The following is a 20,742-nucleotide window of genomic DNA, read 5'->3' as shown; positions in this document are numbered from 1 at the left end:
GATCGTGCTGGCGCCGGGCGCCGACCTGGCCGCGCTGCGGGTCCTGGACGCCCTGCCGCAGCCGTTCACGCCCGGCCAGGCCGCCGAGGCCCTCGGCACCGGCCGCCGCGTCGCCGTCGCGCTGCTGCGGCACCTCGACCGGCGCGGACTCACCGAACGCCGCGGCGCCGAACGGTCGTAAACCCCTCCAGGACGGGAAAACCGGTTGTACGGCGGCCGGTGTTTCTGGCCTCATGGATCGCGGTCCGGTTCCCGACGATCAAGGAGATGGCGTGCCGTACCAGACGCTCAAGGGCGGCCGCGTGCCCATCCGGATGTGGACCGCCCCCGACACGGTCGAGGACATCGCCCTCGACCAGCTCCGCAACGTCTCCGCCCTGCCGTGGGTGGAGGGCCTCGCGGTCATGCCCGACGTCCACTACGGCAAGGGCGCGACGGTCGGCTCGGTCATCGCGATGAAGGACGCGGTGTCCCCGGCGGCGGTCGGCGTCGACATCGGCTGCGGGATGACCGCGGTCAAGTCGTCCCTCACCGTGGAGGACATGCCCGACGACCTGGCCGGCATCCGGCACCGGCTGGAGAAGGCGATCCCGGTCGGGCGCGGCTCCCACAAGCAGGCCGTCGACCCGTCCGCGCTGCCGAACCTCAAAGAGCGCGGCTGGTACGCGTTCTGGAAGCAGTTCGACGACCTGCACCCGGCGGTCCGCGCCCGCTTCGGCCGCGCCCGCCAGCAGATGGGCACCCTCGGCGGCGGCAACCACTTCCTGGAGCTGTGCGCCGACGACAAGGGCGCGATCTGGCTCGTCCTGCACTCGGGGTCGCGCAACATCGGCAACGAGCTCGCCGAGCACCACATCGAGGCGGCCCGCAAGCTGCCCCACAACCAGGACCTGCCGGACCCCGACCTCGCGGTGTTCCTGGCCGGCACCGATACGATGGACGCCTACCGCCACGACCTGTTCTGGGCGCAGGAGTACGCGCGCCGCAACCGCGCCGTCATGATGGCGCTCGCGCAGAACGTCGTGACCAACCGGTTCGGCGAGAAGCGCTGCCGCTGGGGCGAGGTCATCTCCTGCCACCACAACTACGTGGCGGAGGAGAAGTACGGCGAGGAACTGCTGGTCACCCGCAAGGGCGCGATCAGGGCGGGCCGCGGCGACCTCGGGATCATCCCGGGCTCGATGGCGACCGGCACCTACCTCGTGCGCGGCCTCGGCAACGAGACCGCCTACAACTCCGCCTCCCACGGCGCGGGCCGCCGGATGAGCCGCAACAAGGCCCGCAAGAGCTTCACCGTGGACGACCTGATCGAGCAGACCCGGGGCGTCGAGTGCCGCAAGGACGGCGGCGTCGTCGACGAGATCCCCGGCGCCTACAAGGACCTCGAAGAGGTCATCGAGGCCCAGTCCGACCTGGTCGAGGTCGTCGCGCGGCTGCGCCAGCTCATCTGCGTCAAGGGTTGACGCGTCCGGCCAGGGGTGCCCTTTTGCGGCACCGGGCGCGTTGCTGTAGATCGTTGTGATGCCTTTCGTGGAGACGCCCCTGACCGTCCCCATGCGACGCGCGGTCGGCGAAGCATGGGGACGGCCCCTCCAAGGGGATCCGGTACGGCTGTACGGCGGGGAGGAATCGGCGGCGTACCGGGTGGACGGCCTCGTCGTCCGCGTCGGTCCCGCGACGCGGACGACCGCCGAGGCCGAATGGTGCCACTCCATCGCCCTCCACGCCGCCGCCACCATGCCGGAGGCGGTGGCTCCCCTGCGCGCCCGCGACGGCGCCACGGTCGTCCGGATCGACGGCCGCCCAGTGTCGGTGTGGCGCCACGTCGAGGGGGAGTGGCCCGACGCGGACGTCCCCGAGATGCGGGCGCAGGGCGCGCGGCTCCTGGCGCGGCTGCACCGCGCACTGGCCTCCCACCGGCCGCCGCCGCGCCCGGTGACGGCGTTCGTGGAGATCGGCCTGTACGGCGAGCCACCGCACGACGTCCCCGCACTCGCCGATCCGGGACTGGACCGCTGGCTGGCCGAGTTCCACCACCGCAACCCCGCGCGGCAGCCCCTTCACGGGGACTACTACGCCGGGAACACCCTCGCCCGGGACGGCCGGCTGGTGGCCGTCCTGGACTGGGACGAGGCCATCGTCGGCGCACCCGAACTGGAGGTGGCCTCCGCCGCGCTCGAATGGGCCGACGAGTACGGCGACGCCCCCGGCCGGTGCCGCCGCTTCATCGCGGACTACCACGAGGCCGGCGGGACCGCCGGGGACATGGACGACGAGACGGTCGTCCAGCTCATCAGGCACCGGCTGCGCCGCGAGGCCGCCTACTTCGAGCACGCCCGGCGCCGGGGCGCCGCGCACGACGCCGACGACCACGACTACCACCGGCGCCGCGTGAGGGCGTTCTTCGCCCTCAGGCCCTGACGGACCCGAGGGCGCGGTCGATGAAGGCGGTGACGTCGGCGAGGACCTCGTCCCGGTTGGTCTCGTTGAACACCTCGTGGCGGGCGCCCGGGTAGAGCCGCTCGGTGAGGCCCTCGCCGCGGATCGCCTCGATGCCGGTGCGGGTGTCGGCCGGCCGGACGAGCTCGTCGGCGTCGCCGTGCACGTACAGCACCGGCAGCGCGCCGAGCGAGCCGTGCTCGTTGACGCGGCGCAGCGCCGCGTCCAGGGCCTCGATGGTGGCCTTCTTGAAGGGGCCGTGCCAGACCAGCGGGTCCGCGGTGTACGCCTCGCCCACGGCGGGGTCGCGCGACAGCGTGGCGGTGTCGATGGGCGCGTCCGGCATCTCCGCCAGGGGGAGCAGCTCGTCCACGGCGTGCCAGCGGCCGAGCACCGGCCCCGACAGCACCAGCGCGGCGAGCCCGGCGCCGTGCAGCTGCGCGTACCGGGCCGCGATCAGCCCGCCCATCGAGTGCCCGATCATGACGACGGGCAGGCCGGGGTGGTCGCCGCGCGCCGACTCCACCACCGTGTGCAGGTCGGCGACGACGTCCTCGTAGTCCTCGATCAGCACGCGGTCGCCGGCGGACCGGCCGTGGCCCATGTGGTCCGGCCCGCACACGACCGCGCCGTGCCGGACGAGGACGTCCGCGACGTGGTCGTAGCGGCCGAGGTGCTCGCCGTAGCCGTGCACGAGCACGGCGACGTAGCGCGGCTCGCCGTCCGCCCAGATCCGGGCGGTGACCGCTCCCCGCGTCCCGGCGAACTCCCACTCGCGTACCGTCGTCACTCCGGCCTCCCTGTCGCTCGGCAGAACGTCACGGTCCAACGCGATGCGCCGGATCGTCAAATGCCGCAATAGGCTGGTGGGACCGACCGCAACCTCCGGCGGGCCGCGAACCCGGCCGCCGGCCAGCAGGAAGGGGCGCCCGTGCTGGTCGACACCTTCGGCCGTACCGCGACGGACCTGCGGGTCTCGCTCACCGACCGCTGCAACCTGAGGTGCTCCTACTGCATGCCGCCCGAGGGGCTGGACTGGCTGCCCAAGCCGGAGCTGCTCACCGACGACGAGGTGGCCCGGCTGGTCGGCCTCGCCGTCCGCGACCTCGGCGTCACCGAGGTCCGCTACACCGGCGGCGAGCCGCTGCTGCGGCGCGGCCTGCCCGGCATCGTCGCGCGGACGGCGGAGCTGGAGCCGCGCCCGCAGATCTCCCTCACCACCAACGGCATCGGCCTCGACCGGCTGGCGGCGCCGCTGGCCGAGGCGGGCCTGGACCGGGTGAACGTCTCCCTCGACACCCTCGACCCCGCCACGTTCAAGCGGCTCGCGCACCGCGACCGGCTCGGCGACGTCCTGAAGGGCCTCGCCGCCGCGCGCGCCGCCGGCCTGGAGCCGGTGAAGATCAACGCGGTGCTGATGCGCGGGATCAACGACCACGAGGCGGTGCCGCTGCTGCGGTTCTGCCTGGAGCACGGCTACCGGCTGCGGTTCATCGAGCAGATGCCGCTGGACGCCCAGCACGGCTGGACCCGCGAGAACATGATCACCGCGGACGAGATCCTGGACCGGCTGTCGGCCGCGTTCGACCTGGCCCCCGACGCGGCGCACGACCGGGGCAGCGCCCCCGCCGAGTCGTTCCTGGTCGGCGGCGGCCCGGCGACGGTCGGCGTGATCGGCTCGGTGACCCGGCCGTTCTGCGGCGCCTGCGACCGGGTGCGGCTCACCGCCGACGGGCAGGTCCGCAACTGCCTGTTCGCCACCGAGGAGTCCAACCTGCGCGACGCGCTGCGCGGCGGCGCCACCGACACCGAGCTGGCCGACCGGTGGCGCAAGGCGGTCTGGGCCAAGCGCGCCGGGCACGGCATCGACGACCCGTCGTTCCTGCAGCCGGCCCGCCCCATGTCGGCGATCGGCGGCTGAGTGGAGTTCGACGCGGTCCTGCTCGCCGGGGGCCGGGCCCGCCGGTTCGGCGCCGACAAGCCCGCCGCGCGGGTCGGCGGCCGCGCGCTTCTCGAATGGACGGCGGCCGCGGCGGCCGGCGCGTCCCGGCTGATCGTGGTGGGGCCGCGGCGGGACGTCCTGCCGGGCGCGGTCGTCGTCCGCGAGGACCCGCCCGGCGCCGGCCCGGTGCCCGCGCTGCGCGCCGGCCTCGCCGAGGTCCGCGCGCTGCGGCTGGTACTGCTGGCCGCCGACCTGCCGTTCCTGCGCCCCGCCCACGTCGCGCGGCTGCTGGCGGCGACGGCGGAGCGGCCCGGCGCGGTGCTGCTGGACGGGGAGGGCCGCGAGCAGTGGCTCGCCGGCTGCTGGCAGGCCGGCCCGCTGCGCACCGCCCTGGAGGGCTACGAGGGCGCGTCCCTGCGGGGCGTCCTCGGCCCCCTGGGCCCCGCGACGGTGGCGCTGCCGGCGGGCGCGCGCCCCGCCTGGTACGACTGCGACACCCCCGAGGAGCTGGCCGCCGCCGAGCGGCTGCTTTGATCGTGCGAGAGTGGGGAGGTGTCGTCCGCAACCATGCGTGAAGGGGGAGCCATGTCGGTGCTGGAGGACTGGATCAACGCGACGTGCCTCGAACTGGGGCTGGAGCGCGGCGACATCGACCAGAGCCTGATCCTGGACCTCGCCCGCGACGTCGCGCACGGCGTCGCGCGGCCCGGCGCGCCGCTGACGGCGTACCTGCTGGGCCTCGCGGTCGGGCGCGGCGCGCCCGCCCGGGACGCCGCCGCCCGGCTCACCGAGATGGCCGAGGCGTGGCGGGAGCGCGCTCCGGAGCCGGAGGTGCCCGGCCCGGCGGGGGAGCCCGTCCTCGACGACGCCTAGCCCGCCGACATCTGGCCCGCCGACGCCTGGCCCGCCGACGCCTGGCCCGCCGACGCCTGGCCCGCCGACGCCTGGCCCGCCGACGCCTGGCCCGCCGACGCCTGGCCCGCCGACGCCTGGCCCGCCGACGCCTGGCCCGCCGGCGCCTAGCCCGCCGGCGGCGCGTCGCGGTCGGCGACCGGCACGACGTCCTTGAGGAAGTCGCGCCGGGACAGGAACGCCGACAGGCTCTCGCGGTGCTCGTCGCAGGCCAGCCAGATCTTCCGCCGGTCCGGCGTGTGGATCTTCGGGTTGTTCCAGCGGAGCGCCCACACGGCGGCGGCGCGGCAGCCCTTGGCGGAGCACAGCAGTTCGTCGGGGCCGGTCCCCGGGGCCAGGTCGGTCATCCGGCCACTGTGGCACAGCCGCGCGGCGGGGCCGCCCCCGCCCCGTGTTTCACCCGGTGATCTCCGGATAGGAGCCCGCAGTGCGGACACAGCCCGCGGACGACCCGGCACCGGGCGGGGACGGCCGCCGCCGGTGGCGGGCGCTGTCGGTGTGCCTGGTCGCGGCGTTCATGACGCTGCTGGACGTCAGCATCGTCAACGTGGCGCTGCCGTCGATCCGGTCGGGGCTGGACGCCTCCGACGCGCAGCTGCAGTGGATCCTCTCGGGGTACGCGCTGACGTTCGGGCTCGTCCTGGTCCCGGCGGGGCGGCTCGGCGACGCCCGCAGCCGCCGCGCGGTGTTCATGGCGGGCCTCGCGCTGTTCACGCTGGCGAGCGCGGGCGCGGGGCTGGCGCCGACGATCCTGCTGCTCGTCCTCGCCCGGCTCGTGCAGGGCGTCGCGGGCGGCATCCTCAACCCGCAGGTGGCGGGCCTCATCCAGCAGCTGTTCCAGGGCGCGGAGCGGGGCCGGGCGTTCGGCGCGCTCGGCGCCGTCATCGGGGTCGCGACGGCCGTGGGGCCGCTGCTCGGCGGCGCCCTGATCGCCCTCGGCGGCGACGCGGAGGGCTGGCGGTGGGTGTTCTACGTCAACATCCCCGTCGGGGTGGCCGCGCTGTTCCTGGCATGGCGGCTGCTGCCCGCCCCCGTCTACGGCGAGCGGCAGGGCCTCGACCCGCTCGGCGTCCTGCTGCTCGGCGCGGGCGTCGTGAGCGTGCTGCTGCCGTTCGTGCAGGAGCGGCAGTGGCACGGCGGCCTGAAGTGGCTGCTCGTCCTCGTCGGCGCGGCGCTGATCGCCGTGTTCGCCTGGTGGGAGCGCCGCGCGCGGACCCCGATGGTCGACCTGGAGCTGTTCCGGCTGCGCTCCTACGCGCTCGGCACGGCGATCGCGCTGCTGTACTTCGCCGGGTTCACCGCGGTCTTCTTCATCTTCACCCTCTACCTGCAGAACGGCCTCGGCTACAGCGCGCTCGGCGCGGGCGTCGCGATCACGCCGTTCGCGGTCGGGTCCGGGCTCGCCTCGGCGGTCGGCGGCCGGGTCGTGACCCGCTACGGGCGGCCGCTCGTCGCGGCCGGGCTGGTCGTGGTGCTGATCGGTCTCGGCGCCGCGTGGCTGGCCGTCGAGCTGCGGCCGGGCCCGGGCGTGGCCTGGGCCACGGCGGGGCCGCTGCTGGTCGCCGGGATCGGCACCGGCCTGGTCATCGCCCCCAACCAGACGCTGACGCTGTCGGAGGTCCACTACACCGAGGGCGGCAGCGCGGCGGGCGTCCTGCAGACCGGCCAGCGGGTCGGCACCGCGATGGGCATCGCCGCCGTCGGCGCGGTGTTCTTCGCCGCGCTGGCGAGCACGCACGGGGACTGGGCGACGGCGTTCCGGCACGGGCTGGTCGTCGTGCTGGGGTTCGTGGCGGCGGCGCTGGCGGCGGCCGTCGCCGACCTGGCCGCCGGCCGCCGCCGGCGCCGCCTCGCCCGCTAGCCGGCCGGCCGCCGCCGGGCGCGCCGGGCCGCGCGCAGCGCCAGCCCGAGCCCCACGGCGCCGCCCGCGACGGCGGCGCCCAGCGCCAGGTTCTGGCGCCTGATGCGGGCCGGGATGTCGGCGTACGGCATCGTCGAGAACGACACCAGCTCGTAGCGGGAGACGTAGCGGCCCGCCAGGCGCCGCTCCAGCGCGTGCGTCGCGGCCTGCTTCGCCCGGTACACCGGGGACGACACCCGGTCGCGCATCTCGATGAAGTTGTCCAGGGCCATCTCGGCGATCGCGTCGGTGTTGGCCTTGCGCCGCTCCTGGTAGAGCGACAGCGCGCGCCGCCAGTCGCCGCCGGCCTCGGTGAGGCACCGGTCGATCTCGATGCAGTCCTCGAACGCGCAGTTGGCGCCCTGCCCGAAGAACGGGACGATCGCGTGGGCGGCGTCGCCGAGCAGCCCGACGACGGCGCCGTCGCCGTACCGGGTCCACGGCCAGCACCGGACGGTCACCAGCGACCCGACCGGGTTGTGCGCGTAGTCGTCGGTCAGGTCGGGCATCAGCCCGGCGACGTCCGGATAGTGCTCCGCGAAGTAGGCGGTGACGTCCGCCGGGGCGGCCAGCGCCTCGAAGTCGCCCTTCGGCCAGAACAGCGTGCAGGTGAACGACCGGTCCAGGTTCGGCAGCGCGATCATCATCGAGGTGCCGCGCGGCCAGATGTGCAGCGCGTCCGGGTCGAGCGCGAACTCGCCGTCGCGCGGCGGGACGGTCAGCTCCTTGTACCCGTGCTCCAGGAAGTCGGCCTCGTGGTCGAACCCCAGCGACCGGCGGACGGCGCTGTAGGCCCCGTCCCCGGCCAGCACGACACTGGCGGGCTCTGGGTCGCCGTCCTCGAACAGCAGCGCCCCGGCGTCGGCGTCCACGCCGGTGACGCGCTGGGAGAACCGGAGCGCGACACCCGGCGTCGCCTCGGCGGCCTCCAGCAGCGACCGGTTCAGCTCGGCGCGGCTGATGGAGTTGATGGCGCGCTCGCCGTCGGCGCTGTAGGGCTGGAAGTTCTGCGCGCCCGGCAGCGGGTGCACCATCCGCCCGTGCATGGGCAGCGCCTGCTTGAGGGACTGGTCGCGTAGCCCGACCTGCTCCAGCGCGGCGAGGCCGCGGGCGGAGACCGCCAGGTTGATCGAGCGGCCCCGCTCGGCGCCCGCGACGCGCGGGTCGGGGCGCCGCTCGTACACCGTGACGGGGATGCCGCGGCGGCCCAGCAGCACCGCGAGCAGCGACCCCGCGAGGCCCGCCCCGACGATCGCGACCCGCTCCGCCTCACCCGCCATGGACGGGCGCCTCCTCGGTCTGCGAGCGGACCTCCCACAGGTCGGGGAAGGCGGGCGCGAACAGCGTGCGGCGCAGGTAGTCGGCGCCCGCCGACCCGCCGGTGCCGAGCTTGGCGCCGATCGTCCGCTCGACCATCTTCAGGTGCCGGTACCGCCACTCCTGGACGCCCTCGTCGACGTCGACGAGCGCCTCGCAGACCTCGGCGGCGGCGCCGGACTCGTCGGCGTAGGCGGCGAGGAGGGCCTTCTGGACGCCGGGGTCCGGCTCCCAGGTGGCGGAGGTGTCCCGGTCGAGGGCCGCGCGCGGGACGGGGAAGCCGTGGCCGTCCAGGTAGCGCAGCAGCGAGTCGAACAGCGACGGGCGGGTCACCGCGGCGCGCAGCCGCTCGTCCTCGCGCAGCACCGACGCGGGGAACGCGCGCCGCCCGAGGACGGCCTCGATCTCGCGGAACTGCTCGCTCTGGAATCCGCTGGAGCTGCCGAGCACGTCGCGGAACGCGGCGAACTGGCGCGGGGTCATCGTCTCCAGGACGTCCAGCTGCCCGACCACCGTCTTGAGGATCTTGGCGATGCGCCGCGCGGTGTGCAGCGACCCGGCGCTGTTGCCCTCCTCCAGCCGGCGCTGCAGCAGCGCGGCCTCGTGCAGGATCTGCTTGAACCACAGTTCGTAGACCTGGTGGATGATCACGAACAGCAGCTCGTCGTGCGCCCGGGTCTTCGGCTCCTGGCAGGAGAGAAGATCGTCGAGCCGCAGGTAACCGCCGTACGTCATCGTCGGCGAATCCGCCATCATGCCTCCTCGCGACACAACGGATGTGAGCCGCAGCATAAGGGATCGTTCTCCCCGCACCCGGAAACGGGTGCCGCCGCCGGATCCCGCCCCCTACGATCAGAACCCGGTTCGGTAGCGCGAAGGGGTCCCCGGATGGGCGAGATCGTCAGGGAGTTCGTGGGGCTGCCGTCGCCCCTGGCCGGCCGGGCGGGCGCGGGCGGCCACCCGTGCCAGGGCGTGTACCACCGGCCCGCCGGGGCCCCGCCGAGGACGGCGTTCATCGCGGCGCACTACAACGTCGACTTCTCCGAGCACTACCTGGCCGAGCACCTCGCCGCGCGCGGCTACGGCTTCCTCGGCTGGAACACCCGCTTCCGCGGCAACGAGGCGTTCTTCCTGCTCGACCACGCGCTGGCCGAGATCGGCGAGGGCGTGCGGTGGCTGCGCGAGCGGGCCGGCGCCGAGCGGGTCGTGCTGCTCGGCAACTCCGGCGGCGGCTCCCTGATGGCCGCCTACCAGTCGCAGGCCGTCGAGCCGAACGTCGCGCCGGTCGCCGGGATGCGCCCGGTCGCCGCCATCGAGGACCTGCCCGCCGGGGACCTGTTCATCGCCCTGGCCGCGCACTCCGGCCGCCCCGAGGTCCTCACCGCCTGGATGGACCCGTCGGTCACCGACGAGACCGACGCCCTGTCCGCCGATCCGTCCCTCGACCCGTTCAACCCCGAGAACGGCCCGCCCTACAGCGCCGAGTTCCAGGCCCGTTACCGCGCCGCCCAGCGCGCCCGCAACGAGCGCATCACCGACTGGGTCCTCGCCCGGCTGGACGCCCTGAAGGGCACCCGCGCCCGCGACGCCCTGTTCAACGTGCACCGCACCTGGGCGGACCTGCGGATGATCGACCCGGCCATCGAGCCGTCCGACCGGGAGCCCAACCGCTGCTACCTGGGCGAGCCGGCCAGGGCCAACTACGGGGTGTTCGGCATCGGCTCCACGTGCACGCTGCGCACCTGGCTGTCGATGTGGAGCCTGCGCACCTCGCAGTGCACCGCCGCGCCGCACCTCGCGCGCGTGAGCGTCCCGTCGCTGGTGGTCCACGCCACCGCCGACGAGTGCGTCTACGACAGCGACGCCCGCGCGATCTTCGACGCCCTCGCGGCGCCCGACAAGACCCTGGACCACATCAAGGACACCCACTACCTGCCGGAGTCGCGTCCCCGCGCGGCCTACCTCATCGACGCCTGGGTCCGCGACCACTGACCCTGCGGGACGTCACGCCGGCGCGCCGTCGCCGGGATCGCGCGAGGGGAGGTCGCGCGAGGGGAGGTCGCCGGCGCAGACGCGGACGGGCCGCAGCGCGGCGGTGATCTCGGTGGCCTGCCCGGCGGGCAGGTCGGCGATGCCGAAGCCGGACTCGTTGAGGGCGGCGGTGGCCTCCTCGGCGAGGTCGCGGCCGGCGGGGGTGATGGTGGCGAGGACGACGCGGCGGTCGCCGGGGGAGGGGCCGCGGCCGACGAGGCCGCGCCGCTCCAGGCGCCCGATCACGTTGGTGACCGAGGCGGGGTGCACCATGAGGCGTGTGCCCATCTTCCCCATGGGAAGGGTCCCGGTGCGGGCGAAGGCGAGGAGGCGCAGGGCCTCGTAGGCGGCGAACGTCAGCCCGTAGGGCTTGAGGACGGCCTCGATGCGGCTCAGCAGCAGCTGCTGGGCGCGCATCACGGAGGTCACGGCCGCCATGTGGTCGGCGTGCTCGGGCCAGCGGGCGCTCCACTGGCGGTGGGCCTCGGCGATGGGGTCGGGGGTGTCGGGCACCGCAACACCGTATGCCGTCTTGACGTGTTCGCGCACGGAAACTATTTTAACTTCCAAATATTGGATGTCCAAAGTTTGGTGGTGGGGTCGGTGACGGGGGAGCTGCACGCGCCGGTGCACCCGGTGCGGTTCGTGACCGCGGCGGCGCTGTTCGACGGCCATGACGCGGCCATCAACATCATGCGGCGCATCCTGCAGTCGCAGGGCGCCGAGGTCGTGCACCTGGGCCACGACCGCTCGGTCCGCGAGGTCGTCGACGCCGTGCTGGAGGAGGACGCGCAGGGCGTGGCGGTCAGCTCCTACCAGGGCGGCCACGTCGAGTACTTCGAGTACCTGTCGCGGAGCCTGAAGGAGGCCGGCGCCGAGCACGTGAAGGTGTTCGGCGGGGGCGGCGGCGTGATCGTCCACGACGAGATCGCGCGGCTGTCCGGGGCGGGCGTGCGGATCTTCTCGCCGGAGGACGGGCAGCGGCTCGGCCTGCCCGGCATGATCAACGAGCTGGTGCGCGACTGCGACACCGACCTCGCGGCCGAGCCGGTCCCGGCGGCGGACGTGCTCGCGGGGGAGCGGCGCGCCCTGGCGCGCGCCATCACCTGCCTGCAGGTCGGCAAGCTCCCCGACGACGACCGCGCGCGGCTCGCCGAGGCGGCGGCCGCGCGGCGGGTGCCGGTGCTCGGCATCACCGGCACCGGCGGCTCGGGCAAGTCGTCCCTCACCGACGAGCTGGTGCGCCGGTTCCGCGTCGACCAGGGCGACCGGCTGCGCGTCGCGGTGCTGGCCGTCGACCCGACCCGGCGGCGCGGCGGCGGCGCGCTGCTCGGCGACCGGATCAGGATGAACTCCCTGGACGGCGACCGCGTGTACTTCCGCTCGCTCGCCACGCGCGGCGCGCGGGAGCTGCCCGACAACATCGAGGACATCGTCGCCGCCTGCAAGGCCGCCGGGTACGACCTGGTGATCCTGGAGACGCCCGGCATCGGGCAGGGCGACGCCGCGATCGTCCCGCTGGTGGACGTCTCGCTGTACGTGATGACGCCGGAGTTCGGCGCCGCGTCCCAGCTGGAGAAGATCGACATGCTCGACTTCGCCGACGTGGTGGCGATCAACAAGTTCGAGCGGCGCGGCGCGGCCGACGCGCTGCGGGACGTGTCGCGGCAGCTCGTCCGCAACCGGGAGGCGTTCGGGCAGAAGCCCGAGGACATGCCCGTCTTCGGCGCCAGCGCCGCCACCTTCAACGACGACGGCGTCACCGCGCTGTACCGGCACCTCGGCGGGCTCCTCGGCGAGCACGGGCTGGAGCTGGCGGACGGCGTCCTGCCGGACGTCGCGACGAAGGTGTCCACCGGCGCCGCGACCGTGATCCCGCCCGGCCGGGTGCGGTACCTGTCCGACATCGCCGAGACCGTCCGCGACTACCACGCCGCCACGGAGCGGCAGGTGGCGGCGGTGCGGCGCGTCCAGCGGCTGGACGAGGTGCGCGCCGAGCTGACCGACGCGGGCGAGGTCGAGGCGCTGCTGGAGAAGGCCCGCCGGGACGTCGAGCCGGGCAGCGCCGAGCTGATCGAGGGCTGGCCGGCCGTCGTGGAGTCCTACTCCGGCGACGAGCAGGTCGTGAAGATCCGCGACAGGGAGCTGCGCACGGCGCTGACCCGCGAGTCGCTGTCGGGCAGCCGCATCCCGCGCGTCGCGCTGCCCCGCTACACCGACCACGGCGAGCTGCTGCGGTTCCTGCGCAACGAGAACCTGCCGGGCAGGTTCCCGTTCACCGCCGGGGTGTTCCCGTTCAAGCGCGACAACGAGGACCCGGCCCGCATGTTCGCGGGCGAGGGCGACCCGTTCCGCACCAACCGCCGCTTCAAGCTGCTGTCGGAGGACCAGCCCGCGACCCGGCTGTCCACCGCGTTCGACTCCGTCACCCTGTACGGGCGCGACCCCGACGAGCGCCCCGACGTGTACGGCAAGGTCGGCACGTCCGGGGTGTCGATCGCGACGCTGGACGACATGAAGGCCCTCTACGACGGGTTCGACCTGTCCTCGCCGACCACGTCGGTGTCGATGACGATCAACGGCCCCGCGCCGACGATCCTGGCGTTCTTCCTCAACACCGCCATCGACCAGGGCCTGGACGCCTTCTACGAGGAGCACGGGCGCGAGCCGTCCGCGGAGGAGGCCGCGCGGATCCGCGCGCGTGTGCTGTCGACCGTGCGCGGCACCGTGCAGGCCGACATCCTCAAGGAGGACCAGGGGCAGAACACCTGCATCTTCTCCACCGAGTTCTCGCTGCGGATGATGGGCGATATCCAGGAGTGGTTCATCGCCAACGGCGTCCGCAACTTCTACTCGGTGTCGATCTCCGGCTACCACATCGCCGAGGCCGGGGCGAACCCGATCAGCCAGCTGGCGTTCACGCTCGCCAACGGGTTCACCTACGTCGAGTCCTACCTGGCGCGCGGCATGGACATCGACGACTTCGCGCCCAACCTGTCGTTCTTCTTCTCCAACGGCATGGACCCCGAGTACAACGTCCTGGGGCGCGTGGCCCGCCGCATCTGGGCCGTCGCCATGCGCGACCGGTACGGCGCCAACGAGCGCAGCCAGAAGCTGAAGTACCACGTGCAGACGTCGGGGCGCTCCCTGCACGCGCAGGAGATGCACTTCAACGACATTCGCACGACCCTGCAGGCCCTCATCGCCGTCTACGACAACTGCAACAGCCTGCACACCAACGCCTACGACGAGGCCGTGACCACGCCGACGGCCGAGTCGGTGCGGCGGGCGCTGGCCATCCAGATGATCATCAACCGGGAGTGGGGCCTGGCGATGAACGAGAACCCGCTGCAGGGCTCGTTCATCATCGACGAGCTGACCGACCTGGTCGAGGAGGCGGTGCTCGCCGAGTTCGACCGGATCAGCGAGCGCGGCGGCGTCCTCGGCGCGATGGAGACCGGCTACCAGCGCGGCCGCATCCAGGACGAGTCGATGCTCTACGAGCAGCGCAAGCACGACGGCTCCCTGCCGATCATCGGGGTGAACACGTTCCGCCCGGCCGAGGGCGGCGACGGCACCCCGCAGAAGATCGAGCTGGCCCGCGCCACCGAGGACGAGAAGCGCTCCCAGCTGGAGCGCGTCCACGCCTTCCAGGGCGCGCACCGCGACGAGGCCGAGACCGCCCTCGCCGTGCTGAAGGACGCGGCGCGCGCGGGCGAGAACGTCTTCGCCGTGCTGATGGACGCGGCGCGCGTGTGCAGCCTCCAGCAGATCACCGACGCGTTCTTCGAGGTCGGCGGGCAGTACCGCCGCAACATATGACGCTGCGCGACGACACCGGCCACCCGGTCCCGGTCCCGGACCGGGTGCGCCGCGTGGTGTCGATCGTCCCGTCCCTGACGGAGACGGTCGCGGTGAGCGCGCCCGGCCTGCTCGCCGGCGCCACCGACTGGTGCACCCGCCCCGAGGGCCTGGACGTGCCGCGCGTGCGCGGCACGAAGAACCCCGACCTGGACCGGATCGCCGGGCTGCGGCCCGACGTCGTGCTCGGCAACACCGAGGAGAACCGGCCCGCCGACGTCGCGGCGCTGCGGGCCGCCGGCGTCCCGGTCTGGATGACGGAGATCCGCACCGTGGACGAGGCGCTGGCGTCGCTGCGCCGCATGCTCGCGGAGGCGTGCCGGGTCCCGGTGCCGGGCTGGCTGGACGAGGCGTCCCGGGTCTGGTCGGCGGTGGTCCCGCGGCGGCGGCGCGCGGCCGTCGTGCCGATCTGGCGGCGGCCGTGGATGGTCGTCGGCCGCGACACCTTCACCGGCGACGTCCTGTCCCGGCTCGGGGTGTCCAACGTCTACGCCGGCCACCCCGACCGCTACCCGAAGATCCCCCTGGACGAGCTGAACGCCGCCGGCGCCGACCTCGTCGTGCTGCCCGACGAGCCGTACCGGTTCACCGCCGGCGACGGCCCCGAGGCGTTCCCCGGCCTGGACGTCGCGCTCGTCGACGGGCGGCACCTCACCTGGTACGGCCCGTCGCTCGTGGACGCCCCGGCGGCCCTCGCCCGGCAGCTCGCCGCGGCCCGGGCGTACTAGCCGTCCCGCCGCGCGAACATTGCCTCCACGCAGCCGGCCATGCGCTCGTCCAGCTCCTCGGCCGGCAGGCCGATCTCGCGGGCGAGGTGCTCGCGCAGCAGCGTGTACCCGTAGATCGTGGACGCGATCGCCGCCTGCACGGCCTCCACGTCCGCGACGGGCAGCTCGCCCCGCCCGGCCTCGGCGGCGAGGTCGGCGCGGCCCGCGCCCCGGTTCAGCAGGACGCGGGGCCGGTCGTCGCCGTCCAGCACCAGCAGCGTCGCCAGCCGCACCGGCTCGGGGTTGCGCAGGCTCGTCCAGAACAGCCGGGCGAGCCGTTCGCGCAGCGGCAGCCCGGCCGCGTCCACCGCGTCCTCGGCGTTCGGCCGCGACCGGTGGAACAGCGCGGAGCGCAGCAGCGACCGCCGCGACCCGAAATACTGGTAGACCAGCCCGCGGTTGACCCGCGCCTCGTCGGCGACCTGCCGCAGGTTCAGCCCGGCGAGGACGCCGCCGCGGCGCAGCAGCGCGACCGCCGCCGCCCGCAGCGACTCCTCCGTGGCCTCCCGGTCCCGGCCGCGGGCCGCCGCCTCACGCGCGGGGACCACCCGCCACGTAGATCACCTGGCCGGACACGAACGAGGCGTCGTCGCTCACCAGGAACGCGACCGTCCCGGCGATGTCCTCGGGGACGCCGACGCGGCGCACCGGGATCTCCTTGGCGGCGGCGGCCTTGAAGTCCTCGAAGTCGACGCCGACGCGGGCGGCGGTCGCCGCGGTCATCTCCGTGGCGATGAACCCGGGCGCGATCGCGTTGGCGGTGACGCCGAACCTGCCCAGCTCGATCGCCAGGGTCTTGGTGAACCCCTGCAGGCCCGCCTTGGCGGCCGAGTAGTTGACCTGGCCGCGGTTGCCGAGCGCCGACACCGACGACAGGTTCACGATCCGGCCCCAGCCGGCCTTGGTCATGTGCTCCTGCGCGGCGCGGCTCATCAGGAACGAGCCGCGCAGGTGCACCGACATGACCGAGTCCCAGTCGTCGTCGGACATCTTGAACAGCAGGTTGTCGCGGGTGATGCCGGCGTTGTTCACCAGCACGACGGGCGGGCCCAGCTCGGCGGCGACGCGCGCCACGGCGGCGGACACCGCCGCGGAGTCGGCGACGTCCACGCCGACGGCGAGGGCCGTCCCGCCCTCCTTCGCGATCGCCTCGACGGTCCCGGCGCACGCGGCCTCGTCGAGGTCGCAGACCGCGACGGCGAAGCCGTCCCGCGCGAGCCGCGCGGCGGTGGCGGCGCCGATGCCGCGCGCCGCGCCGGTGACGATGGCGACCCTGGTGCCTGTCATCTTCACTGCCTCCGTCAGACCTGGATGTCCTTGGCGATGATGGTCTTCAGCACCTCGCTGGTGCCGCCGTAGATGCGGGTGACGCGGGCGTCGGCGTACAGGCGCGCGATCGGGTACTCCAGGATGTAGCCGTAGCCGCCGTGCAGCTGCAGGCACTTGTCGACCACGCGGCCCTGCACCTCGGTGCAGAACAGCTTGCAGACGGCGGCGTCGGCGGGGGTGAGCTCGCCGGCGTCCAGCGCCTCGATGCACCGGTCGACCAGGGAGCGGGCCGCCTCGACCTCGGTGGCGCACTCGGCGAGGACGAACTTGGTGTTCTGGAACGACGACACCGTCTTGCCGAAGACCGTGCGCTCCTGCACGTACTTGCGGGCGAACTCGACCGCGGCGGCGGCCGAGGCGTAGGAGCTGGTCGCGATGCCGAGCCGCTCCTCGGCGAGGTTGTGGGTGAGGTACTCGAAGCCGCGGCCCTCCTCGCCGAGGAGGTCCTCGACGGGCACCCGGACGTCGGTGAACGACAGCTCGGCGGTGTCGGAGCTGCGCAGCCCGATCTTCTCCAGCTTGCGGCCGACCGCGTAGCCCTCGCTCTTGGTGTCGACGGCGAGGATCGACAGGCCCGCGCGCCGGTTCTCCGGCGTGGCGGGGGACGTCCGCGCGACCACGAGCACCCGGTCGGCGAGGACGCCGCCGGTGATGAACGTCTTGGCGCCGTTCAGCACGTAGTGGTCGCCGTCGAGCCTGGCGGTGGTCTGCATGCCGGCGAGGTCGGACCCGGTGCCGGGCTCGGTCATCGCGATGGCCGTCATCATCTCGCCGGACACGAACGGCGGCAGCCAGCGCTTCTTCTGCTCCTCGCTGCCGTACTTCAGCAGGTAGGGCAGGACGAGGTTGACGTGCACCCCGTAGCCGCCGAAGCTCACCCCGGCGCGGGCGCACTCCTCGGAGACCACGGCCTGGTACTTGAAGCTGGTCTCGCCCGCGCCGCCGTACTCCTCGGGCACCTGGATCCCGAAGACGCCGAGCTCGCCGAGCTTGGTGTAGAACTCGCGCGGCGGGTGGCCGGCGTTCTCCCAGTCCTCGTAGACGGGGACGACCTCCGCCTCGATGAAGGCCCGGATCGTGTCCCGGAACGCCTCGTGGTCCTCGTTGAATACGGTGCGGCGCACGCCGTGGCCCCTCTCCTGTGCCGGGGTGCAACTAACGGAACGCTAACTTAACTCGAATGTAGTTCTAGAATCAAACACAGACGAGGTCAGCAGTCCGGTTCGCAGACGCGCCGCGAGACGGCCTTGAGGAAGATGCCCTGGATCTGCCCGGGCGTCTCCGCCACGTAGGCGTCGCCGTGCGTGACCTGCGCGATCTGCCGCAGCTCGTTGACGTCGACGCCGCGCCCGTAGCCGAGCATGTTGACCTGGACGGGGCGCTCCGGGTCGTACTCGCGGCGCATGTGGTCGAGGGTCTCCGCCAGGGACGGGCCGCCCGGGTCCTCGTTCCGGCCGTCGGTCCACAGCAGCACCGAGTTCACGTACTCGGGCTTGTAGGTGCGCTTCATGTAGTCGAAGGCGGCCATGACCGTCTCGTACAGGCCGGTGTCGCCGTGCGGCTTCACCCGGATCCGCGCGAACGCGCTCAGCACGAGCTGGCGGCGGGTCGCCGAGCCGAGCCGCTCGTCCAGCGGCCCCACGCTCACCAGCTCCCGCCAGTCCCGCCCGTCCTCCAGCCCGGTGGAGAAGATCCACTGGCCGAGCTCGCTGTCCTCCGGCAGCAGCGACAGCCCGCCCTGCGCGGTCCGCACGGTGGACTGCAGCCGCGTCACGCCGGGCGCGACCGGCTCGTCCATCGACCCGGACACGTCGATGATGCTGAGCATCCGGATGCTGAGCGACAGCTGCGCCCACGACTGCATGATCCGCCGCACCTCGGCGGCCGGCACGGCCGGAAGCGCCTGCGGCGACGCCGCACCACCCGGCGCCCGGAACCCGAGCCGCTGGACGTCATCGCGAACGTCCGCGCCCGACAGCTCCCGCCACAAGAGCCGCGCTGCACGGGCCTTGCCCGGAGCCAGTACGGCGACGGGATGGTCGAGGTAGACGGTCCCCTCCGCCGGATGCACCGCGACCACCGGCGCGGCGGGACGCCGGGAGTTGTAGGCGCGCACCGCCTGCTCCGGCGCGAGCGCGACCGGGTACCGGTCGGTCGCGTCGCTGCCGAACGCGTCGAACTCGGCCTTGACCGAGACCGCGACCCCCTCCCGGATCGTCCGCACCACACCGGTGAACCCGGCGGAGCGATCCAGCAGAGCGTTCGCCAGCACGAGCGTGCCCATCCCCGTGGCAGTGCGGTCGGGGTCGGGCACCTGCAGCCGCAGCAGCCGCGGCGGGATCACCGAGTCACCCGGGGCGCCCTCAGCGGTCCCGGCCGAGGCGAGCAGCTCGGCCCACGAGGGCCGCGCCGGCGCCCCCAGATTCCGCAACTGCGTGGCGAGCCCACGCGGCATCGCGACGACGATCGGCGTGGTGGCGATGCTCCCGAGCACGTCGGGCCCGCCACCGGCGAGCCCGATCCACAACGACGAGTCGGGAATCCAGACATCGGGCCGCTCGGTGACCCCGGCGATGCCCTTGCCGGACAGCAGCGTCGCGACGGCGGCCGGGTCGGTGGCGCGCACCCGCGCGCTGACGCAGCGCCCGTCCAGCTTGTGCCGGGCGTCGTTGAACCGCCTCGCGGCCCGGACGACCGCGGGCGCGACGTCCGGCGCGGCCGCCACACTCACCGTGACCCCTTCGGAGCATCCGCCGCCGCCCACACCGAACGCATACGCGGCCGCCCCGGTGAGCAGCACGAGCCCGACGGCCCCCGCCAGCGGCCCGAGCAGCACACCACCGACCCGCCGCGGCCCGGCCTGCCGCCGCCGGCCCGTCCTGGCGGCCGCGTGCGCAGGCCCGGCGGGCCGTGGCCGCTCGGCGCGCACGACGGGAGGCCCGCTGGGCTCCGAGACGCCGAGGAAGACGTAGGGGATGCCCCCCGGCTCCGCCGAACTCCGGGGCGCCCACTCGGGCACGTCGTCGTGTCCGCTCATCGCCGACCTCCGTCTCCCGGCCACCGCGCCGATGAGACACATAACCCATCTGTCTCACTCGGATCAGCTGTGATGTTCGTCTCATCAGCGTGATCCGTCAAGGGGGCCCGGTCAGCAGTACGCACGCGATCGCGGAACGGATCGGTGCGAACGCGCCCTCTATGGGCGGAAAGTTCGGAGAGTCCGGGTTTCGGCCGCTGGCCGGACCAGGCCAGCGGCGGGCCTTGCCGTTCTCACCCGGATGTGCGTGGCCCCGACCTAGCGGGCAAAGGCGAAGTCATGACAGCGTCTGCCGCGAACCGGGGAACTCCCAGGAAAAACCCCGGACATTGAAAAGCGGCGCCGGGTGGATACGGGGGCAATCCACCCGGCGCCGCATCATCGGTGTTCCGACGGGGGCCCGGAACACCGGCACGGGCGCTCCGACGGGGGACCAGAGCGCCGGTACAAATCGTACACCGAAACCCCCCGCGGTTAGTCAAGAGAATGTCACGACCCGATTTCCGGTCGCTGTCCGGAATCCGGCTTCTGTCCGCGCTCCGAGCCCCCCTGCCGGAGCTCCGGCCGCGTCGCGTCCTGGAAGGACGCCGACGCCGTGGGCTCGCGCCCGCCGTTGGCGATGACGACCGCGATGTAGGGGAGCAGCAGGGCGCCGACGACCATGAGCATCGCCAGCCACCACGGCGCGCCCGCGACCGCGGCGACGACCGCGCCGACGAAGCAGACGGTGCGCACCCCCATGGAGATCAGGTACCGGCGCTGCCGGTGGCCGATGTCCTCCGACATGGGGCGGGGAGCGTCGGTGACCGTGTAGACCGCCGGCTCCCGGTGGTGGCGGGGATTGACCTTCACATTTCCACGGTAAGCCCATGGAGTCCGACCTGCGACGGCAGTACGGGTCAAAACATGGGAGTGAACGAGATGACCGATCGCACGTACCGGGTGACGGAGATCGTGGGAACCTCCCCGGAGTCCGTGGAGACCGCCATCCGCAACGGCGTCCGCCGGGCCGCCCAGACCCTCCGCCACCTGGACTGGTTCGAGGTGCGGGAGGTCCGCGGCCAGATCGAGGACGGCGAGGTGGCGCATTTCCAGGTGACGATGAAGGTCGGCTTCCGCCTGGAGGACACCTGACACACCCCCCCACACGCCCAAGATCAGTTCGCACTCACAAGGGGCAAAGCCCCATGGGGGTGTAGGGGGAACC

Annotated in this window: 21 protein-coding genes; 11 read left to right on the top strand and 10 right to left on the bottom strand. The window is 73.5% G+C overall.

The features are described from left to right. The 3 genes from ETD96_RS18855 to ETD96_RS18845 form a co-directional block, all read left to right on the top strand. Positions 1 to 181, top strand: a 181-nt coding sequence (locus ETD96_RS18855) for a SelB domain-containing protein (protein ID WP_171069107.1), incomplete at its 5' end; no start/stop codon positions are given. Positions 182 to 233: 52 nt separating this feature from the next. Continuing rightward, complete coding sequence (locus ETD96_RS18850; protein WP_420884769.1) at positions 234 to 1,463, top strand: RtcB family protein; 1,230 nt, start codon at positions 234 to 236, stop codon at positions 1,461 to 1,463. A 58-nt stretch (positions 1,464 to 1,521) separates the two neighbouring features. After that, positions 1,522 to 2,421 carry a phosphotransferase enzyme family protein gene (locus ETD96_RS18845; RefSeq protein WP_138637777.1) on the top strand — a complete coding sequence of 300 codons (900 nt, stop codon included), beginning with the start codon at positions 1,522 to 1,524 and terminating at the stop codon, positions 2,419 to 2,421. Here the strand turns inward: ETD96_RS18845 and ETD96_RS18840 are convergent. After that, positions 2,411 to 3,229, bottom strand: coding sequence for an alpha/beta hydrolase (locus ETD96_RS18840; RefSeq protein WP_138637776.1), 819 nt, complete (start codon positions 3,227 to 3,229; stop codon positions 2,411 to 2,413). The two genes, ETD96_RS18845 and ETD96_RS18840, sit on opposite strands and share 11 nt — an antisense overlap. 141 nt (positions 3,230 to 3,370) lie before the next feature. On the opposite strand from ETD96_RS18840, the gene moaA reads away from it, so the two are divergent. The 3 genes from moaA to ETD96_RS18825 are packed head-to-tail and all read left to right on the top strand — an operon-like array spanning position 3,371 to position 5,254. After that, positions 3,371 to 4,360, top strand: coding sequence for a GTP 3',8-cyclase MoaA (moaA, locus tag ETD96_RS18835; protein WP_138637775.1), 990 nt, complete (start codon positions 3,371 to 3,373; stop codon positions 4,358 to 4,360). Further along, positions 4,361 to 4,915, top strand: coding sequence for a molybdenum cofactor guanylyltransferase (gene mobA, locus ETD96_RS18830; RefSeq protein ID WP_138637774.1), 555 nt, complete (start codon positions 4,361 to 4,363; stop codon positions 4,913 to 4,915). It begins immediately after the preceding gene. A 33-nt stretch (positions 4,916 to 4,948) separates the two neighbouring features. Beyond that, positions 4,949 to 5,254, top strand: a complete 306-nt coding sequence (locus ETD96_RS18825; RefSeq protein ID WP_240807838.1) for a DUF6457 domain-containing protein — start codon at positions 4,949 to 4,951, stop codon at positions 5,252 to 5,254. A 146-nt stretch (positions 5,255 to 5,400) separates the two neighbouring features. Here the strand turns inward: ETD96_RS18825 and ETD96_RS18820 are convergent, their stop codons facing one another. After that, the gene (locus ETD96_RS18820) at positions 5,401 to 5,640 is read right to left on the bottom strand and encodes a hypothetical protein (RefSeq protein WP_138637773.1); all 240 of its coding nucleotides are present in this window, start codon (positions 5,638 to 5,640) and stop codon (positions 5,401 to 5,403) included. An 80-nt stretch (positions 5,641 to 5,720) separates the two neighbouring features. Here ETD96_RS18820 and ETD96_RS18815 point away from each other — a divergent pair, with 80 nt between their 5' ends. Next, positions 5,721 to 7,154, top strand: a complete 1,434-nt coding sequence (locus tag ETD96_RS18815) for a DHA2 family efflux MFS transporter permease subunit (protein WP_138637772.1) — start codon at positions 5,721 to 5,723, stop codon at positions 7,152 to 7,154. Here ETD96_RS18815 and ETD96_RS18810 read toward each other — a convergent pair. Continuing rightward, a complete protein-coding gene (locus ETD96_RS18810; RefSeq protein ID WP_138637771.1) occupies positions 7,151 to 8,473 on the bottom strand; it encodes an FAD-dependent oxidoreductase in 1,323 nt (440 codons plus the stop codon). The two genes, ETD96_RS18815 and ETD96_RS18810, sit on opposite strands and share 4 nt — an antisense overlap. Next, positions 8,463 to 9,266, bottom strand: a complete 804-nt coding sequence (locus tag ETD96_RS18805) for a tryptophan 2,3-dioxygenase (protein ID WP_240807836.1) — start codon at positions 9,264 to 9,266, stop codon at positions 8,463 to 8,465. Before ETD96_RS18805 ends, ETD96_RS18810 begins: the two co-directional genes overlap by 11 nt. Before the next feature lie 132 nt (positions 9,267 to 9,398). Between ETD96_RS18805 and ETD96_RS18800 the strand changes: the two genes are divergently transcribed. After that, positions 9,399 to 10,502, top strand: coding sequence for an alpha/beta hydrolase (locus ETD96_RS18800; protein ID WP_138637770.1), 1,104 nt, complete (start codon positions 9,399 to 9,401; stop codon positions 10,500 to 10,502). A 12-nt stretch (positions 10,503 to 10,514) separates the two neighbouring features. Here the strand turns inward: ETD96_RS18800 and ETD96_RS18795 are convergent, their stop codons facing one another. Further along, entirely contained in the window at positions 10,515 to 11,090 is a 576-nt protein-coding gene (locus ETD96_RS18795; RefSeq protein ID WP_240807834.1) for a MarR family transcriptional regulator, read from the bottom strand. A gap of 45 nt (positions 11,091 to 11,135) precedes the next feature. Between ETD96_RS18795 and icmF the strand changes: the two genes are divergently transcribed. Both icmF and ETD96_RS18785 read left to right on the top strand, forming a co-directional pair. Then, positions 11,136 to 14,363 carry a fused isobutyryl-CoA mutase/GTPase IcmF gene (gene icmF / locus ETD96_RS18790; RefSeq protein WP_240807832.1) on the top strand — a complete coding sequence of 1,076 codons (3,228 nt, stop codon included), beginning with the start codon at positions 11,136 to 11,138 and terminating at the stop codon, positions 14,361 to 14,363. Then, entirely contained in the window at positions 14,360 to 15,130 is a 771-nt protein-coding gene (locus ETD96_RS18785; RefSeq protein ID WP_138637767.1) for a helical backbone metal receptor, read from the top strand. Before icmF ends, ETD96_RS18785 begins: the two co-directional genes overlap by 4 nt. On the opposite strand, the gene ETD96_RS18780 is transcribed toward ETD96_RS18785, so the two are convergent. The 5 genes from ETD96_RS18780 to ETD96_RS18760 form a co-directional block, all read right to left on the bottom strand. Then, positions 15,127 to 15,717: a TetR/AcrR family transcriptional regulator gene (locus ETD96_RS18780; protein ID WP_138637766.1), complete on the bottom strand. Its 591-nt coding sequence runs from the start codon at positions 15,715 to 15,717 to the stop codon at positions 15,127 to 15,129. The two genes, ETD96_RS18785 and ETD96_RS18780, sit on opposite strands and share 4 nt — an antisense overlap. Next, on the bottom strand, positions 15,701 to 16,456 hold the full coding sequence (gene fabG, locus ETD96_RS18775) for a 3-oxoacyl-ACP reductase FabG (RefSeq protein WP_171069106.1): 756 nt from the start codon (positions 16,454 to 16,456) through the stop codon (positions 15,701 to 15,703). The genes ETD96_RS18780 and fabG overlap by 17 nt, the downstream gene beginning before the upstream one ends. Before the next feature lie 14 nt (positions 16,457 to 16,470). Beyond that, positions 16,471 to 17,622: an acyl-CoA dehydrogenase family protein gene (locus ETD96_RS18770; protein WP_138637764.1), complete on the bottom strand. Its 1,152-nt coding sequence runs from the start codon at positions 17,620 to 17,622 to the stop codon at positions 16,471 to 16,473. A gap of 86 nt (positions 17,623 to 17,708) precedes the next feature. Continuing rightward, entirely contained in the window at positions 17,709 to 19,535 is a 1,827-nt protein-coding gene (locus ETD96_RS18765; RefSeq protein ID WP_171069105.1) for a substrate-binding domain-containing protein, read from the bottom strand. 489 nt (positions 19,536 to 20,024) lie between these two features. Next, complete coding sequence (locus ETD96_RS18760; protein WP_138637762.1) at positions 20,025 to 20,387, bottom strand: DUF3099 domain-containing protein; 363 nt, start codon at positions 20,385 to 20,387, stop codon at positions 20,025 to 20,027. 69 nt (positions 20,388 to 20,456) lie between these two features. On the opposite strand from ETD96_RS18760, the gene ETD96_RS18755 reads away from it, so the two are divergent. Further along, positions 20,457 to 20,669, top strand: coding sequence for a dodecin (locus ETD96_RS18755; RefSeq protein WP_138637761.1), 213 nt, complete (start codon positions 20,457 to 20,459; stop codon positions 20,667 to 20,669). Positions 20,670 to 20,742: the final 73 nt, after the last annotated feature.

Origin of the sequence: Actinomadura geliboluensis (genome assembly GCF_005889745.1) — a bacterium.
GTDB classification, from domain to species: Bacteria; Actinomycetota; Actinomycetes; order Streptosporangiales; family Streptosporangiaceae; genus Spirillospora; species Spirillospora geliboluensis.
The sequence above is the reverse complement of the archived record's forward strand: the minus strand, read 5'-3'. Positions and strand labels throughout refer to the sequence as shown.

Bases quoted from the DNA above. Each gene is read 5' to 3' on its own strand.
- ETD96_RS18755 (WP_138637761.1), top strand. From the start codon at position 20,457: ATGACCGATCGCACGTACCGGGTGACGGAGATCGTGGGAACCTCCCCG.
- ETD96_RS18805 (WP_240807836.1), bottom strand. From the start codon at position 9,266: ATGATGGCGGATTCGCCGACGATGACGTACGGCGGTTACCTGCGGCTC.
- ETD96_RS18810 (WP_138637771.1), bottom strand. From the start codon at position 8,473: ATGGCGGGTGAGGCGGAGCGGGTCGCGATCGTCGGGGCGGGCCTCGCG.
- ETD96_RS18765 (WP_171069105.1), bottom strand. From the start codon at position 19,535: ATGAGCGGACACGACGACGTGCCCGAGTGGGCGCCCCGGAGTTCGGCG.
- ETD96_RS18845 (WP_138637777.1), top strand. From the start codon at position 1,522: ATGCCTTTCGTGGAGACGCCCCTGACCGTCCCCATGCGACGCGCGGTC.
- ETD96_RS18820 (WP_138637773.1), bottom strand. From the start codon at position 5,640: ATGACCGACCTGGCCCCGGGGACCGGCCCCGACGAACTGCTGTGCTCC.
- ETD96_RS18785 (WP_138637767.1), top strand. From the start codon at position 14,360: ATGACGCTGCGCGACGACACCGGCCACCCGGTCCCGGTCCCGGACCGG.
- fabG (WP_171069106.1), bottom strand. From the start codon at position 16,456: ATGACAGGCACCAGGGTCGCCATCGTCACCGGCGCGGCGCGCGGCATC.
- ETD96_RS18800 (WP_138637770.1), top strand. From the start codon at position 9,399: ATGGGCGAGATCGTCAGGGAGTTCGTGGGGCTGCCGTCGCCCCTGGCC.
- ETD96_RS18850 (WP_420884769.1), top strand. From the start codon at position 234: ATGGATCGCGGTCCGGTTCCCGACGATCAAGGAGATGGCGTGCCGTAC.
- ETD96_RS18825 (WP_240807838.1), top strand. From the start codon at position 4,949: ATGCGTGAAGGGGGAGCCATGTCGGTGCTGGAGGACTGGATCAACGCG.